The sequence below is a fragment of the Pseudomonas sp. NFIX10 genome (genome assembly GCF_900111955.1).
GTDB lineage: Bacteria > Pseudomonadota > Gammaproteobacteria > Pseudomonadales > Pseudomonadaceae > Aquipseudomonas > Aquipseudomonas fluorescens_AA.
This window is the reverse complement of record NZ_FOKH01000032.1, coordinates 65,899-80,459: the sequence shown is the minus strand read 5'-3', so window position 1 is coordinate 80,459 and position 14,561 is coordinate 65,899. Positions and strand designations below refer to the sequence as shown.

Sequence of the window (14,561 nt, the reverse complement as noted above, 5' to 3'; positions counted from 1 at the left end):
GGATAATCTCAAAACGCTTTTGGTTCTTGCGCGCCATGACAATTCCTCGCAGGATTGAATGACGCGCGCGGGGTACACGGTGGCGAAAGGATTCACTCTCTTATACGAGGTCACGGCCTGGCCGTGCCATCAACGACTCCACGCCGATACCGTGCAGGCCACTCTCCCTCTCGGGTGCTGTCACACCAGTGCTGGTTACGGCCTTTGCCCCGCGCGCGTTCTTCAACTGTAGAGGGATCCCTGTTTGCTGCGCGACAGCGCAGCGTCGAAGACGCGGCGGGATCTCCCTCGCCACAAAAATAGTGTCGTACGTACTTAGTTGAGTATTCAATGATCTCCAGGACCGCGGCCCATGCATGAGCATCCGCTACAACGCTTTTTCAGATCCTTGCGCGAACGCCCGGTGTTCGCGTGGGAGCGCTATCGGCAACGCGATGTGTTGGTGATCGATCATCCGTTGTGCCAGGCGGTGTTCAGTCGCCAGGGCGCGCAGTTGCTGCACTTTCAGCCGCGAGGCCAGAAGCCCTGGTTGTGGTGCGCGGCCAAATGGCCGCACGTCGGTGCGATCCGCGGTGGAGTGCCGGTGTGCTGGCCGTGGTATGGCCGCCATCCCAGCGAAAACGCCTGGCCGTCCCACGGTTGGGCGCGGTTGATCGATTGGAAGCTGCTCGACAGCCACAGTGATGAAGACGGTGTGCATCTGCACTGGCAACTGCAATTGTGCGACTGGCAAGTGGACCTGCACGCCGACCTGGGTGAGCGCATGGAACTGCGCTTGAGCACCGAGCACCAAGACAGCCAACCGTGCCAGTTGAGCCAGGCCTTGCACGCCTATTGGCGTATTGGTGACGTCGGTGAGGTAGCGCTGTCTGGGCTCGAAGGCGCCCAGGGTTACGACCAGTTGAGCCGTGCGGCTTGCCAGCAGGAAGGCGAGTTGCGGGTCGAGGGCGGTTGCCAGCGGGTGTTCCAGCATGAGGGTGAATTGCAGCTCAAGGATCACGCCTGGCAGCGCGAATTGCGCATCGACACCGGCGACAGTGCCGACACCGTGGTTTGGCATCCCGGTACGCGGCCGTTGCTGGGGGTGAGTTGGGATGAGGTCAGCGAATTCGTCTGTGTCGAAGCGGCCAGTGGCGGCACCGATAGCCTGTGTCTGGCGCCGGGGGAGCGGGCGCATTTGAGTTTGCAGGCGTGGGTGGGGGCTTGATGCAGGGGCAGGGTGGTAGGTGCGGCTGCTGGCCCCTTCGCGAGCAAGCTCGCTCCCACACTGGATCTTCGGTGTTCACAAAACCCTTGTGGGAGCGAGCTTGCTCGCGATGACGGACGACCAGGCAGTGAGGATCCTGGATCGAATCAGTTGAACTCATCCCCCACCGGATACCGGCTGGCATTCAGGCTTTCCTTGATCTTGCGCAGATGCGGCTGGAAGTCCACGCCCCGACGCAGGGTCATGCCGGTGGCGAGCACGTCCAGTACGGTGAGTTGGATGATCCGCGAGGTCATCGGCATATAGATGTCAGTGTCTTCAGGCAGCGGGATGTTCAGGCTCAGGGTACTGGCCTTGGCCAGCGGTGAGCCCTCGGCGGTCAGGCCCAGTACCGAGGCGCCGTTTTCCCGGGCGATGCGCGCCACTTCCACCAGCTCGCGGGTGCGGCCGGTGTAGGAAATGATCACGAACAGCTCGCCGGTATGGGCCACCGACGCAATCATGCGCTGCATCAGGACGTCGGCGTGGGCGGTCACTGCCAGGTTGAAGCGGAAAAACTTGTGCTGGGCATCCAGGGCCACCGGGGCGGAGGCGCCGAGGCCGAAGAAGTGGATCTGCCGGGCCTGGATCAGCAGGTCCACGGCGCGACTGATCAAATTGGGATCAAGGGCCTGGCAGGCGCTGTCCAATGAGGCAATGGCACTGCCAAAGATCTTGCGGGTGTAGGCTTCCGGGTTGTCATCGGCTTCTACCGCGCGGCTGACATAAGCGGCGCCGCTGGCCAGGCTCTGGGCCAATTGCAGTTTGAGTTCCGGGTAACCGCTGACGCCGAACGAGCGGCAGAAACGGTTGACGGTCGGTTCGCTGACCGACGCCGCCTGGGCGAGGGCGGCGATGCTGAAGCGGGTCGCCTGCTGCGGGTTGAGCAGGATGATCTCGGCCACCTTGCGTTCGGCCTTGTTCAGGTCTTCAAGGCGACTCTGGATCTGTTCCAGTAGGTTTCGCACGCGGTCCATACAAGATTCCTAGGAAGACGGGTCTTTGATACGACCCTTTGCGGTGGCCTATCCTACTGATGGCTCCGGCGGACCACCACTCGGAATCGGTATTTTCGGAAAATGTTGTGGTTATTACTACATTTTTCCTTGAGTGATACCTTGAAAAAAGGTATTTGTAGTTTAACTTGATAAAAGAACAAACATCATGCCTTCGATTACGGTTGAACCGTGCACCTTTGCCTTGTTCGGCGCGTTGGGCGATCTGGCCTTGCGCAAGCTCTTTCCTGCCCTGTACCAGCTCGATGGCGCCCAATTGTTGCACGAGGACACGCGGATCATCGCGCTGGCCCGTGAGCCTGGCGGTGAGCAGCAGCACCTGGCATTCATCGCCGCCGAGCTGCGCCGTTATGTCGGCGAAAAAGACCTGGACGAAGCCGTGCTCGAGCGCTTCCTGGCGCGTTTGACCTACCTGCACGTGGATTTCCTCAAGGCCGACGATTATGTCGCCCTGGCCGAAGCGGCCGGTTCGGCCCAGCAGGTCATTGCCTATTTCGCCACCCCGGCGGCGGTGTATGGGGCGATCTGCGAGAACCTGGCGAAGGTCGGCTTGAGCGAGAACACCCGGGTGGTGCTGGAGAAACCCATTGGCTCGGACCTGGAGTCGTCGCGCAAGGTCAACGACGCCGTGGCGCAGTTTTTCCCGGAGAACCGTACCTATCGCATCGACCATTACCTGGGCAAGGAGACGGTGCAGAACCTGATCGCGCTGCGGTTCGCCAACAGCCTGTTCGAAACCCAGTGGAACCAGAACTACATTTCCCACGTGGAAATCACCGTGGCCGAGAAGGTCGGTATCGAAGGCCGCTGGGGCTATTTCGACAAGGCCGGCCAACTGCGGGACATGATCCAGAACCACCTGCTGCAGCTGCTGTGCCTGATCGCCATGGACCCACCGGCCGACTTGTCCGCCGACAGCATCCGTGACGAGAAGGTCAAGGTGCTCAAGGCCCTCGCGCCGATCAGCCCGGAAGGCTTGACCACCCAGGTGGTGCGCGGCCAGTACATCGCCGGCCACAGCGAGGGCAAGTCGGTGCCTGGCTACCTCGAAGAACCCAATTCCAACACCCAGAGCGACACCGAGACGTTCGTCGCCCTGCGCGCCGACATCCGCAACTGGCGTTGGGCCGGGGTGCCGTTTTACCTGCGTACCGGCAAGCGCATGCCGCAGAAGCTGTCGCAGATCGTCATCCACTTCAAGGAACCGTCCCACTACATCTTCGCGCCCGAGCAGCGTCTGCAGATCAGCAACAAACTGATCATCCGCCTGCAACCGGACGAAGGGATTTCCTTGCGGGTGATGACCAAGGAGCAGGGCCTGGACAAGGGCATGCAATTGCGCAGCGGTCCGCTGCAACTCAACTTCTCCGACACTTACCGCAGCGCACGGATTCCCGATGCCTACGAGCGGTTGTTGCTGGAAGTCATGAACGGCAATCAGAACCTGTTTGTCCGTAAAGATGAAATCGAAGCCGCGTGGACGTGGTGTGACCAGTTGATTGCCGGGTGGAAAAAATCCGGCGATGCGCCCAAGCCGTATGCGGCTGGGTCCTGGGGGCCGATGAGCTCCATTGCACTGATCACGCGGGATGGGAGGTCATGGTATGGCGATATCTGAAGTGAAACTGCCCCAGGGCGTCAGCGCCCGTGAATTCAAGAACCCGGTGCTGCTGGCCGAAGGCCTGGCGCTGAACGTGGCCGAGCAGTTGCGCAATGCGATCGATGGGCGCGGCACGGCGACCCTGGTGGTGTCCGGTGGCCGCAGCCCGGTGGCGTTTTTCCAGCACTTGGCCAAGCAGCCGCTGGACTGGTCCAAGGTGGTGGTCAGCCTGGCCGACGAGCGCTGGGTGCCGGTTGAACACGCTGACAGCAACGCCGGCTTGCTCAAGCGTTACCTGTTGCAAGGCGCGGCGGCCAAGGCCCAGTTCCTGAGCCTCTACAGCGCCAGCGCTCACCTGGAAGCGGCTGCCGAGCAGGCCGATCGTTTGCTGGCCGAGCTGCCGCCCATCGACGTGCTGGTATTGGGCATGGGCGATGACGGGCACACCGCTTCGCTGTTCCCCGACAGTCCGAACCTGGCCCAAGCCTTGGACGTCAATGGCGCACGCCGCTGCTGGCCGATGCTGGCACCGACCGTGCCGCACCAGCGCTTGACCATGAGCCGCGCCTTGCTGGCTTCGGCGCAACACAAAGTGCTGTCGATTTCCGGTCAGTCGAAATTGACCACCCTGAACGCCGCGGTGGCAGGTGACGATGTCGCCGAAATGCCGATCCGTGCGTTTTTGCAACCTACGTTAGAGATTTACTGGTGCCCATGAACCAAGGATCAGCCGCTATGACAAACCCATCCCCGACCGTTTCCATGGCGGACAAAGTTGCCCTGATCGACAGCCTCTGCGCCAAGGCGCGGATCCTGCCGGTGATCACCATCGCCCGTGAACAGGATATCCTGCCGCTGGCCGATGCCCTGGCCGCCGGTGGCCTGACGGCGCTGGAAGTGACGTTGCGTTCCCAGCACGGCCTCAAGGCCATCCAGGTGCTGCGCGAGCAGCGTCCGGAACTGGTGACCGGCGCTGGCACGGTGCTCGATCGCCACATGCTGGACGCCGCCGAGGCGGCCGGCTCGCAGTTCATCGTCACCCCGGGCATCACCCGTGACCTGCTCGAAGCCAGCGTCTACAGCTCCATCCCCTTGTTGCCGGGCATCAGCAATGCCTCGGGCATCATGGAAGGCTACAGCCTGGGCTATCGCCGCTTCAAACTGTTCCCGGCCGAAGTCAGCGGTGGCGTCGCGGCCATCAAGGCCTTGGGCGGCCCGTTCGGCGAAGTGAAATTCTGCCCGACCGGCGGCGTGAGCCCTGCCAACATCAAGAGCTACATGGCGTTGAAAAACGTGATGTGCGTGGGCGGAAGCTGGATGCTTGATCCGGAGTGGATCAAGAACGGCGACTGGGCCCGCATTCAGGAATGCACCGCCGAGGCCTTGGCGCTGCTGGACTGATTGTTTTACCGAACCTCGTTGGGTGTTCTACGGTTTTACGGTGCGCTTGGTCGGCGCGCCGTTTTTTTTTGTCTCGCTTTTATTGTGCTGCGCTGCGATGGCTGAACATCGCCACAACTATGTCCGGCTCAAGTCGATCAGCGCCTGGGTCAACCGCTCGATATCACTCGCCAGGGTAATCAACCCTGGGGTAATGCGGATGCATGGCCCGACGCGGGTATGGCGCACTACGGTGAAAATCCCATGCTCATCGAGCAGTCGAGCGGCCATCGTCTGTTGGTCGGCCTGGTTGGTGAAGCGCATCGCCGTGATGCCGCAATAGAGCCGCCGGTCATCCGGGGTCATCACCTCGATGCCCGGCACATCGCGCACGGCATTCACCCACAGGTCGCGCAGGTAGCAGAGGCGCGCGCCTTTGGCCAAGGCACCGCCCAGGCTGCGGTGTTCTTCGAAGACCAGGGGCAGGGTGAGCAAGGCCGGGATATTGGGCGTGCTGTGGGGCGTGCGTGCGCGGATGTCGGTGGCAGGGTAGGTGTCTTCGTCCATGTCCGGGTCGATGTCGGCCAACCGCTGCGGGGCGATGTACAGGAAACCCTGGGAGAGCGGGCCGCCGATCCACTTCTGCAGGTTGAACCCGGCAAATTCGATCCCGAGCTTCTTCAGGTCGAAATCGATCTGGCCCAGGGCGTGGGCACCGTCGAGGATGATATCGACGGCAAACGCCCGGGCGTTCTCGGCAATGGTCTGGACCGGCATCACCAGCCCGGTCAGGTGGTTGACGTAAGTCAGCGCCATCAGCTTGAGGCGAGGGTAGCGAATGAACGCTTCGCGGTAAGTGCTCACCAGGCTGTCGAAACTGGCGGGGTGCTGGTGGACGATTTCGATCACCTCCGCGCCACGTTGGCGGGCCAGCCAGCGCATGGCGCTTTTGACCGAGGCATATTCCACGTCACAGATCAGCACTTGATCGCCCGGCTTGAGGCCGTTGTAGTTGCGAATCAAGGTTTGCAGGGCATCCACCGCGCTGTTGGCCAACGTCACGCTCTGGGGAGAGGCGTGGATCAGCCGGGCCACCTGGCGCCGAATGGCTTCGCCGTGTTCCCGGTCGAACTGCTGGCGCACATACACCGAGTTGCCGCGGTTGATGAACTCGATGTTGCGCTGGTACTCCTCCACCACGGTGCGGGACATGCGTCCGAAGTAGCCGTTTTCCAGATTGAGTGGCCCGGCGGGATCGATGTCGTAGCGGTCGACAAAGGTTCGCCAGAAGGTTTCATCGTGGGCGCGCAGCGTGTTCTCGGGCATGGCGGGTCTCAGTCAATGGCGAGGTTTGGGCAGGCCATGTTTGGCGCGCAGCGGGTCCAGCAGGTCGGACAAGCCGTTATGATCGATTTCCTGCATCAATGCCAGCAAACCGCCGAGTTCACCGTGGGGGAAACCCTGGCGAGCGAACCAGTTGAGGTATTGACCCGGCAGGTCGGCAAGGATTCGGCCCTTGTACTTACCAAAGGGCATTTGACGCGTGACGAGCAACTCGAGCTTTTCCGGATTCATGGCATTCGTCTTGATTCAAACCTGCCTTGAAAATACAGGCATTCTGCATGCAGGCCAAATGACAGATCATGCAAATAGCGCGGATACAGATTCTGGTGTGTTTATTAACTAATTGATTATTAAGCAGTTTTTTATGGTTTGATGGCTGGCATGGCTGATGCAATATCCCTTGCAGGTTTTTTATTCACCCGCAAAGGAACTGAAAAATGACTGACATCAACAAAGAATCCATCTCCGTCTTGAACGACCTGATCGAGACCTGCAAGGATGGCCAGGAAGGGTTCAAGACCTGCGCTGAAGACATCAAGCATCCAGAGCTCAAGACGCTGTTCGTCCAGCGCTCCGCCGATTGCGCCACTGCGGCAGCCGAGCTGCAAACCGCCGTTCGTTCGTTGGGCGGTGATCCGGAAACGTCTACCAGCGTCGCCGGTGACCTGCATCGTCGCTGGGTGGACGTGAAATCCATGTTCACCGGCAAGGACGAAGAAGCGGTGCTCAACGAAGCCGAGCGCGGTGAAGATCACGCCCTCAAGGCCTACAAAGAGGCCATCGAGAAGATCAACAAGCACAACCTGGTGGGCATTCGTGACCTGGTTGAGCGTCAGTACCATGGTGTGCAACGCAACCATGACCAGGTCAAGGCTCTGCGTAACCAGGCGCGTGCCCAGAGTTAAACACGCAGCCAACGCCCAAAAAAAACGCCAGCCTGCCTGGCGTTTTTTTGTTTGGGGCTCGGATTGAAGATGACATTGTTGTGGCGAAACAGGTTGGCGCACTCAGCTTCGATCAGAAAAAGTGTGTTGTTGAATCCATCAATAATCAGCTCTGGACTCTAATAGGTAGCTAGCTAATAATTGCGCCGCCTATCCCTCCACATTGCATCTATTGTTATTGGCGTCCCCCAAAGAGTTTTTCGCGTGCCCATTACTTTCCAGGCCTTGTTCGCCCCCGACCGCCTCGCTGTGCAGTTCGCCATCAAGACCGTGCTGGGCGCCGGGCTGGCGTTATGGCTGGCGTTGCGCTGGGGGTTGGAGCAGCCGTCGTGGGCGCTGATGACGGCGATCATCGTCGCCCAGCCATTGTCCGGGATGGTGGTGCAGAAAGGGTTGGCGCGATTGGTCGGCACGTTGGTGGGCACGGTCATGTCGGTAGTGTTCATGGGCCTGTTTGCCCAGGCGCCCTGGTTGTTCCTGCTGGCCTTGGCGCTCTGGCTGGGCCTTTGCACGGCCTGTTCGACGCTGCTGCGCAGTGCCTGGTCGTATTCATTCGTATTGGCCGGCTACACGGTGGCGATCATTGCCCTGCCGGCCATTTCCCATCCACTGGGGGTGTTCGACCAAGCGGTGGCGCGCTGTACCGAGATCAGCCTGGGCATCGTCTGTGCCACGGCGGCCAGTGCCTTGCTCTGGCCGTTGCGGGTCGAGCGGCAACTGGCCGGTCAGGCCCTGGCTGCCTGGGAGAGTGGCATGCAGGCAGCCCGTGCGACCCTGGCGGGCAATGCCCAGGCCCGTAAAGGGTTGCTGGAAATTCTGGGCAGGATCGTCGCGGTGGATGCCCAGCGCGAACATGCCTGGTTCGAAGGCCGCCGTGGTCGACAGCGAGCCCGGGCCATCAGCGGCTTGAGCCAGAAATTGTTGATGCTGCTGCGTATCTCGCGCTCGGTGCGCCGGCAGTGGAAACAGCTCGACCCCGAGGAAGCGGTGGCACTCCAGCCGTGGATGGACGAGGTGCAGCAAGCCCTCGATGCCGACAGTGCGACCCTGCAGGCCTTGCGCCCCCGGGTATGGGATGCGTCCCACGATCCGCAGATCAGCGCGGCGCAAAGTTACTGCCTGGCGCGGTTCGCCTTGTTGCTCGATACCGCCCTGGCCGCCTGCGCAGCCTTGACGGCGGTGCAGGAGGGCAGGGAGGCGGCGGATCCACCCCGCACCTTGACGCCCCATCGCGACGTGTCCCTGGCCATGGTCTTCGGCGCGCGTAGCGCCCTGGCATTCCTGGCGGTGGCCTGTTTCTGGCTGGCGACCGCCTGGCCCGCCGCATCGGGTGCGCTGGTACTGACGTGTGTGGTGTGCAGCCTGTTCGCCAGTCGCGAGAACGGCGCGCAGATCGGCATGAGTTTTCTGCGGGGCATCTTTTTGGCCGTGCCGACGGCGTTCGTGATCGGCGAGCTCGTGCTACCACAATGGAGCAGTTTCGCGATGCTGTGCATGGCCATGGGCGTGCCGTTGTTTTTCGGGGCATTGGGCATGGCCAAGCCGCAGATCTTCGCCACGGCGACGTCGTTCTGCCTGCATTTCGTGGTGTTGATTTCACCGCTCAATGCCATGAAATACGACGTCGCGGCGTTCTTCAACAACGCCCAGGCCATGATGATCGGCGTGGGCGCGGCGGTGCTGGCCTTCAATCTGCTGATTTTGCGCAACCCGGCCTGGCACAGCCGCCGTCTGCTGGCCGCGACCCTTCACGATCTGGTGCGCCTGACCCATCGCCGCCTGCCGGGGGCCGAGAGTTGGTTCGGCGGGCGCATGGCCGACCGGCTGTTGCAGCTCGCCAGGCATTACCCTGAACTGCCGGCGCAGTCGCGCAGCCGTTGGGATGATGGTTTGCTTGGCCTGGACATCGGCGATGAGCTGTTGCATTTGCGCCTGAGCCTGGCCGTCGCCCAAGTGCCCGATACCCGGGCGCAGCGCCGTTATTTCGAAGCGCTGGAGCAGGTGCTCGAGCGTGGTCCGGCCGGTGACCAGGCCGATGCGCTGGCCCCGGCGAGCGCCGAATTGCTGAACGTGTTGTCGACCCAGCCGCCCAGCGATGCATTGAAGCTGGCCCAGGGCGCGGTGGTGCAATTGCAAAACAGCTGGCGCGCCTGGTGCAGCCAGCACGAACCTGAACGACGGGAGCACAGCCATGGGCTTGCGTGAGTGGTCGATTGGTGGGGTGTTGCTCAGCCCGTTCCTGATTTATGTGGTGCTGGCGTTGCTGGTGACCGGCGCGCTGCGCCTGTTGCTCAGCCTGGTGCCGGCCGGGCGCTGGATCTGGCATGAAGCCTTGTTCGACTGCGCCCTGTATGTCTGTGTCCTGACTGTCATTACCGTGGTCCTCGGGCCGCTATAGGAGTTGAACATGCGTACTTCCGTACGTGTCGCCGTCACGCTGTGCATGGTGGCCGTGGCGATCTTCGCCGGCTTTCACCTGTGGCAGTACTACATGCTCACGCCCTGGACTCGCGATGCGCGGATCCGCGCCGACGTGGTGGTGATCGCCCCCGACGTGTCGGGCTGGGTGCGCGAGCTCAAGGCTGTGGATAACCAGCAGGTCAAGGCCGGTGATCTGTTGTTGAGCATCGACCGCGAGCGTTTCGAGGCGGCGGTCGAGAAGGCCCGGGCCGTGGTCCAGACACGCCAGCAGCAATTGAGCCTGCGCGAACACGAAGCCAGTCGCCGCGCCGCCCTGGGCCCCCAGGCCATCAGTGCCGAACTGCGGGAAAACGCCCAGATCAACGCTGGCATCGCCCGCGGCGAACTGCGCGAAGCCCAGGCCGAGGCCAAGGTCGCCGAGCTCAACCTCGCCCGCAGCCAGGTCCTGGCCCCCCGCAGCGGCCACATCACCAACCTGCGCCTGGCCGAAGGCAACTACGTGAATGCCGGGCAGCCGGTCATGGCGCTGATCGACGACTCGACGTTCTATGTGCAGGCCTATTTCGAAGAAACCAAATTGCCCAGGATTCGTGTGGGCGATCCGGTCAAGATCTGGCTGATGAGTGCCGGCCATGCGCTGGAGGGGCATGTCGAAAGCATCAGTCGCGGCATTACCGACCGCAACACCAACCCCGATGCGCAGTTACTGGCGGAGGTGGAGCCGACCTTCAACTGGGTGCGCCTGGCCCAGCGGATCCCGGTGCGGATCAAGTTGGACAAGGTGCCGGAGGGCGTGAACCTGAGCGCCGGGATGACGGCGAGCGTGCAGGTGCGCGAAGACCAGCCATAACTTGTGGGAGCGAGCTTGCTCGCGATGGCGGCCTGACATTCTCCATCGAGGTCGACTGTCCGACCTCATCGCGAGCAAGCTCGCTCCCACAAAATCACGCAGAAGCTGTTAGCCAATGCTGATCGCCGGCAACGTCGGCAAGGTCACGGTCTGCTGCTTGCGCGGGGCGAGGATTTCGGCTTCGCCGTCCACCACCAGCTCGTCGCGCTGGTTGAACACGCGCGTGGCGATACGCACACGGAACTTCGGCATCTTTTCCAGGATCTCCAGGCGCACGGTCAGGGTGTCGCCGATTTTCACCGGTTTCTGAAAGCTCATCTGCTGGCCGATATAGATCGTGCCCGGCCCAGGCAGCTCGCACGCCACCGCCGCGCTGATCAGCGCACCGCTGAACATGCCATGGGCGATGCGCTCCTTGAACATGCTCGCCGCGGCGAATTCGGCGTCCAGGTGCACCGGGTTGTGATCGCCTGACATCGCTGCGAACAGCTGGATGTCGCGTTCCTCGACGGTCTTGCTGTAGCTGGCGGTCTGGCCGATTTCGAGGGCCTCGTAAGGGGTGTTGGTAACCTGGGTCATCTGTTTCAGATCCTGTGGAGTAAAGGAAAACGCTGCAAGCCTACTCGCTGCGTGGCGGCCGCTTGTGGTCCAGGGCCTGGGCAATCCAGGCCAGCACATCGGCGGTCACTTCATCGCGGTTGGTTTCATTGAACAATTCGTGTCGGGCCTGCGGGTAAATCGTCAACTGCAGGTGCTGGCTGCCGGCGTCGCGCAGGGCGCCGGCCAGATCCTTCAGACGCTTGCCTTCGCTCACCGGATCACATTCGCCACCGATCACCAGCAGGGGCAGGCCCGGATCGATCTGGGCGAGATTGGACGCTTTGCTGATTTGCTGCAAGCCGCCGAGCAGGTCGACCCACAGTTGATTGGTGCAGCGAAAGCCGCACAGCGGGTCGTGGACGTACTTGTCGACTTCGCCCGGATCGCGACTGAGCCAGTCGAAGGGGGTACGTGTCGGTTTGAGTTTCTTGTTGAAACTGCCGAACGACAGCCACTCGATCAAGGCACTGCGCCCCGTCGCACCCTGGCGCCAGCGTTCGAAGCGGGCGATCAGGCGAGCGCTGCGGTAGAGCGCCACCGGCTGGAAGTTCGAACCGCTGAGAATCGCCCCGTGCAGGCTGGCGCTATGATGCAGCAGGTATCCCTGGGCGATGTAGCTGCCCATGCTGTGGCCCAGCAGCAGGATGGGCGTATCAGGGTGCTGCTGGCCGATGTGATGGTTGAGGCTGGCCAAATCACCCACGACCTTGGCCCAGCCGTCTTCGTCGGCAAAGTGGCCGAGTATCGCTTCCTCGCCGGTCTTGCCATGGCCGCGCAGGTCCATCCCATAGACACCGTAGCCTGCGTCGCACAGCGCCTGGGCCAGGCGGGCGTAGCGGCCGCTGTGTTCGGCCATGCCATGGGCCAGCATGATCACCGCCAGCGGGGCGGTTTCGGGCAGCCACTGGTTGACGAACAGGCGGCTATGGTCGGTCGCGGTCAGCCAGAACGTTTGGTGGATCATGGCGATTCCTTTGCACGAAGTCAGACGCAGCGTCGCTGCATTGTATAGCGCATCCGTTGCGTCTCGCCTGATCAGGCCACGCCATGGCAAGAAGATTCACACAATCTATGACGCAGGTTGCCATATTTGCCTGATTGGCCATAGCTGCTAGTGTCCCAAGAGCTCCGCCTCTGCACGCGATACAGAGGTGGCCCGGACATGCTCAGGTAAAGAGGACAAAAACAATGCAGCCTGATTTCTGGAATGACAAACGCCCGGCCGGCGTGCCCTTGGACGTCGACCTGGGGACCTACAAGTCGGTGATCGAGGTGTTCGAGCGTTCCTGCAAGAAATTTGCCGACCGTCCGGCGTTCAGCAACATGGGGGTGACCCTCACCTATGCCGAGCTCGAGCGCTACAGCGCGGCTTTCGCCGGTTACCTGCAAACCCATACCGACCTGGCGCCTGGCGATCGTATCGCGGTGCAGATGCCCAACATCCTGCAGTACCCGATCGCCGTGTTCGGTGCCTTGCGCGCCGGGCTGATCGTGGTCAACACCAACCCGCTGTATACCGCGCGGGAAATGCGTCATCAGTTCAAGGACTCCGGTGCCCGGGCGCTGGTGTACCTGAACATGTTCGGGCAGAAAGTCCAGGAGGTGTTGCCCGATACGGACCTGCAGTACCTGATCGAAGCGAAGATGGGCGACCTGATGCCCACCGCCAAGGGCTGGCTGGTCAACACGATGGTGAGCAAGGTCAAGAAAATGGTCCCGGCCTATTCGCTGCCCCAGGCCATTTCCTTCAAGAGCGCCTTGCGCCTGGGACGCGGCCAGGGCATCAAGCCGCTGAACGTCAGCCTCGACGATATTGCGGTCTTGCAATACACCGGTGGCACCACCGGGTTGGCGAAGGGCGCGATGCTGACCCACGGCAACCTGGTGGCCAACATGCAACAGGCCCGGGCCTGTCTGGGACAGCTGGGCGATGACGGCCAGCCGCTGCTGCGCGAAGGCCAGGAGGTCATGATCGCGCCACTGCCGCTTTACCATATCTATGCGTTCACGGCGAACTGCATGTGCATGATGGTGACCGGCAACCACAACGTGCTGATCACCAATCCACGGGACATCGGCGGCTTCATCAAGGAACTGAAGAACTGGCGTTTCTCGTTGCTGCTGGGGCTCAACACGCTGTTCGTGGCGTTGATGGACCATCCGGATTTCAAGACCCTGGATTTTTCCCACCTCAAGGTCACCAACTCCGGCGGCACCGCGTTGATCAAGGCCACCGCCGAGCGCTGGCAGCAGATCACCGGTTGCGGAATTACCGAGGGCTATGGCCTGACCGAAACCTCACCGGTGGCGAGTGCCAATCCGTATGGCGGCAAGTCTCGGCTGGGCACGGTGGGGATGCCGGTGCCGGGTACGCTGATGAAAGTGATCAACGACGACGGCGTCGAGCAGCCCCTGGGCGAGCGCGGCGAGCTGTGCATCAAGGGGCCGCAGATCATGAAAGGCTATTGGAACAAGCCCGAGGCCACGGCCGAAGTGCTGGACAGCGAGGGCTGGTTCAAGTCTGGCGATATCGCGGTGATCGACCCTGATGGATTCGTGCGCATCGTCGACCGCAAGAAGGACATGATCATCGTCTCGGGTTTCAATGTGTACCCCAACGAGATCGAAGACGTGGTGATGGCCCATCCCAAAGTGGCCAACTGCGCGGTGATCGGCGTGCCGGACGAGCGTTCGGGGGAGGCGGTGAAGTTGTTCGTGGTGGCGCGGGATACCGGGGTCAGCCTTGAAGAACTCAAGGCCTATTGCAAGGAAAACTTCACCGGCTACAAGATTCCCAAGCACATCGTGTTGCGGGACTCATTGCCGATGACACCGGTGGGCAAGATCCTGCGGCGGGAGTTGCGGGATATCGCCTGAGGCGCCTGCCTCATGAAGCACTGTGGGAGCGAGCTTGCTCGCGATAGCGGTAGGTCAGTGACAGAGATGTTGGCTGATACACCGCCATCGCGAGCAAGCTCGCTCCCACCGTTTTTATATATTCGGGGTCATTATCCAAAGCTTAGAATTTTTACTCTAAAAATGACCATGAAATATTCATGAGTCATGTTTATGACTGTGGGGGTTGTTTTTGGCTCTAGGCGACCCTTGGCAAAGCTGCTACTCTCGGCGCGCTTTTGTGACTTCTCGGCCTTGATTCAAG

At 61.6% G+C, this 14,561-nt stretch carries 14 protein-coding genes; 9 read left to right on the top strand and 5 right to left on the bottom strand.

Going from position 1 to position 14,561, the window contains the following annotated elements; genetic code table 11:
• Positions 1 to 352: 352 nt before the first annotated feature.
• A complete protein-coding gene (locus BM321_RS24075) occupies positions 353 to 1,207 on the top strand; it encodes a D-hexose-6-phosphate mutarotase (RefSeq protein WP_092445201.1) in 855 nt (284 codons plus the stop codon).
• Between the two features lie 146 nt (positions 1,208 to 1,353).
• Here the strand turns inward: BM321_RS24075 and BM321_RS24070 are convergent, their stop codons facing one another.
• A complete protein-coding gene (locus tag BM321_RS24070; protein ID WP_170842276.1) occupies positions 1,354 to 2,214 on the bottom strand; it encodes a MurR/RpiR family transcriptional regulator in 861 nt (286 codons plus the stop codon).
• Positions 2,215 to 2,410: 196 nt separating this feature from the next.
• On the opposite strand from BM321_RS24070, the gene zwf reads away from it, so the two are divergent.
• From zwf to BM321_RS24055, 3 genes are read left to right on the top strand one after another with little or no spacing between them, the layout of a single operon-like run.
• Positions 2,411 to 3,880: a glucose-6-phosphate dehydrogenase gene (zwf, locus tag BM321_RS24065; protein ID WP_092203908.1), complete on the top strand. Its 1,470-nt coding sequence runs from the start codon at positions 2,411 to 2,413 to the stop codon at positions 3,878 to 3,880.
• Positions 3,867 to 4,580: a 6-phosphogluconolactonase gene (gene pgl, locus BM321_RS24060; RefSeq protein WP_092445198.1), complete on the top strand. Its 714-nt coding sequence runs from the start codon at positions 3,867 to 3,869 to the stop codon at positions 4,578 to 4,580. Before zwf ends, pgl begins: the two co-directional genes overlap by 14 nt.
• 17 nt (positions 4,581 to 4,597) lie before the next feature.
• Entirely contained in the window at positions 4,598 to 5,263 is a 666-nt protein-coding gene (locus BM321_RS24055) for a bifunctional 4-hydroxy-2-oxoglutarate aldolase/2-dehydro-3-deoxy-phosphogluconate aldolase (RefSeq protein ID WP_060738863.1), read from the top strand.
• Positions 5,264 to 5,380: 117 nt separating this feature from the next.
• On the opposite strand, the gene BM321_RS24050 is transcribed toward BM321_RS24055, so the two are convergent.
• A complete protein-coding gene (locus BM321_RS24050) occupies positions 5,381 to 6,568 on the bottom strand; it encodes an aminotransferase class V-fold PLP-dependent enzyme (RefSeq protein WP_092445196.1) in 1,188 nt (395 codons plus the stop codon).
• A 12-nt stretch (positions 6,569 to 6,580) separates the two neighbouring features.
• Positions 6,581 to 6,817: a DUF3820 family protein gene (locus BM321_RS24045; RefSeq protein WP_092203902.1), complete on the bottom strand. Its 237-nt coding sequence runs from the start codon at positions 6,815 to 6,817 to the stop codon at positions 6,581 to 6,583.
• Between the two features lie 206 nt (positions 6,818 to 7,023).
• On the opposite strand from BM321_RS24045, the gene BM321_RS24040 reads away from it, so the two are divergent.
• From BM321_RS24040 to BM321_RS24025, 4 genes are all read left to right on the top strand, one after another.
• The gene (locus tag BM321_RS24040) at positions 7,024 to 7,491 is read left to right on the top strand and encodes a ferritin-like domain-containing protein (RefSeq protein WP_092445194.1); all 468 of its coding nucleotides are present in this window, start codon (positions 7,024 to 7,026) and stop codon (positions 7,489 to 7,491) included.
• Positions 7,492 to 7,734: 243 nt separating this feature from the next.
• The gene (locus BM321_RS24035; protein ID WP_092445192.1) at positions 7,735 to 9,735 is read left to right on the top strand and encodes an FUSC family protein; all 2,001 of its coding nucleotides are present in this window, start codon (positions 7,735 to 7,737) and stop codon (positions 9,733 to 9,735) included.
• A complete protein-coding gene (locus tag BM321_RS24030) occupies positions 9,722 to 9,928 on the top strand; it encodes a DUF1656 domain-containing protein (RefSeq protein ID WP_003198565.1) in 207 nt (68 codons plus the stop codon). Before BM321_RS24035 ends, BM321_RS24030 begins: the two co-directional genes overlap by 14 nt.
• Positions 9,929 to 9,937: 9 nt before the next feature.
• A complete protein-coding gene (locus BM321_RS24025; protein WP_092203894.1) occupies positions 9,938 to 10,801 on the top strand; it encodes an efflux RND transporter periplasmic adaptor subunit in 864 nt (287 codons plus the stop codon).
• Positions 10,802 to 10,909: 108 nt separating this feature from the next.
• Here BM321_RS24025 and BM321_RS24020 read toward each other — a convergent pair whose 3' ends face one another.
• Together BM321_RS24020 and BM321_RS24015 are read right to left on the bottom strand one after the other, a co-directional pair.
• Positions 10,910 to 11,380, bottom strand: a complete 471-nt coding sequence (locus BM321_RS24020; RefSeq protein WP_060738857.1) for a MaoC family dehydratase — start codon at positions 11,378 to 11,380, stop codon at positions 10,910 to 10,912.
• Between the two features lie 40 nt (positions 11,381 to 11,420).
• On the bottom strand, positions 11,421 to 12,365 hold the full coding sequence (locus tag BM321_RS24015; RefSeq protein WP_092445190.1) for an alpha/beta hydrolase: 945 nt from the start codon (positions 12,363 to 12,365) through the stop codon (positions 11,421 to 11,423).
• 224 nt (positions 12,366 to 12,589) lie between these two features.
• Between BM321_RS24015 and fadD2 the strand changes: the two genes are divergently transcribed.
• Complete coding sequence (gene fadD2 / locus BM321_RS24010; protein ID WP_092445188.1) at positions 12,590 to 14,278, top strand: long-chain-fatty-acid--CoA ligase FadD2; 1,689 nt, start codon at positions 12,590 to 12,592, stop codon at positions 14,276 to 14,278.
• The last annotated feature ends 283 nt before the right edge of the window (positions 14,279 to 14,561 follow it).

What these genes read in the sequence shown, in the direction of transcription:
- pgl (WP_092445198.1), top strand. Translation starts at nt 3,867, where the DNA reads ATGGCGATATCTGAAGTGAAACTGCCCCAGGGCGTCAGCGCCCGTGAA.
- zwf (WP_092203908.1), top strand. Translation starts at nt 2,411, where the DNA reads ATGCCTTCGATTACGGTTGAACCGTGCACCTTTGCCTTGTTCGGCGCG.
- BM321_RS24075 (WP_092445201.1), top strand. Translation starts at nt 353, where the DNA reads ATGCATGAGCATCCGCTACAACGCTTTTTCAGATCCTTGCGCGAACGC.
- BM321_RS24040 (WP_092445194.1), top strand. Translation starts at nt 7,024, where the DNA reads ATGACTGACATCAACAAAGAATCCATCTCCGTCTTGAACGACCTGATC.
- BM321_RS24050 (WP_092445196.1), bottom strand. Translation starts at nt 6,568, where the DNA reads ATGCCCGAGAACACGCTGCGCGCCCACGATGAAACCTTCTGGCGAACC.
- BM321_RS24015 (WP_092445190.1), bottom strand. Translation starts at nt 12,365, where the DNA reads ATGATCCACCAAACGTTCTGGCTGACCGCGACCGACCATAGCCGCCTG.
- BM321_RS24030 (WP_003198565.1), top strand. Translation starts at nt 9,722, where the DNA reads ATGGGCTTGCGTGAGTGGTCGATTGGTGGGGTGTTGCTCAGCCCGTTC.
- fadD2 (WP_092445188.1), top strand. Translation starts at nt 12,590, where the DNA reads ATGCAGCCTGATTTCTGGAATGACAAACGCCCGGCCGGCGTGCCCTTG.
- BM321_RS24045 (WP_092203902.1), bottom strand. Translation starts at nt 6,817, where the DNA reads ATGAATCCGGAAAAGCTCGAGTTGCTCGTCACGCGTCAAATGCCCTTT.
- BM321_RS24020 (WP_060738857.1), bottom strand. Translation starts at nt 11,380, where the DNA reads ATGACCCAGGTTACCAACACCCCTTACGAGGCCCTCGAAATCGGCCAG.
- BM321_RS24055 (WP_060738863.1), top strand. Translation starts at nt 4,598, where the DNA reads ATGACAAACCCATCCCCGACCGTTTCCATGGCGGACAAAGTTGCCCTG.
- BM321_RS24025 (WP_092203894.1), top strand. Translation starts at nt 9,938, where the DNA reads ATGCGTACTTCCGTACGTGTCGCCGTCACGCTGTGCATGGTGGCCGTG.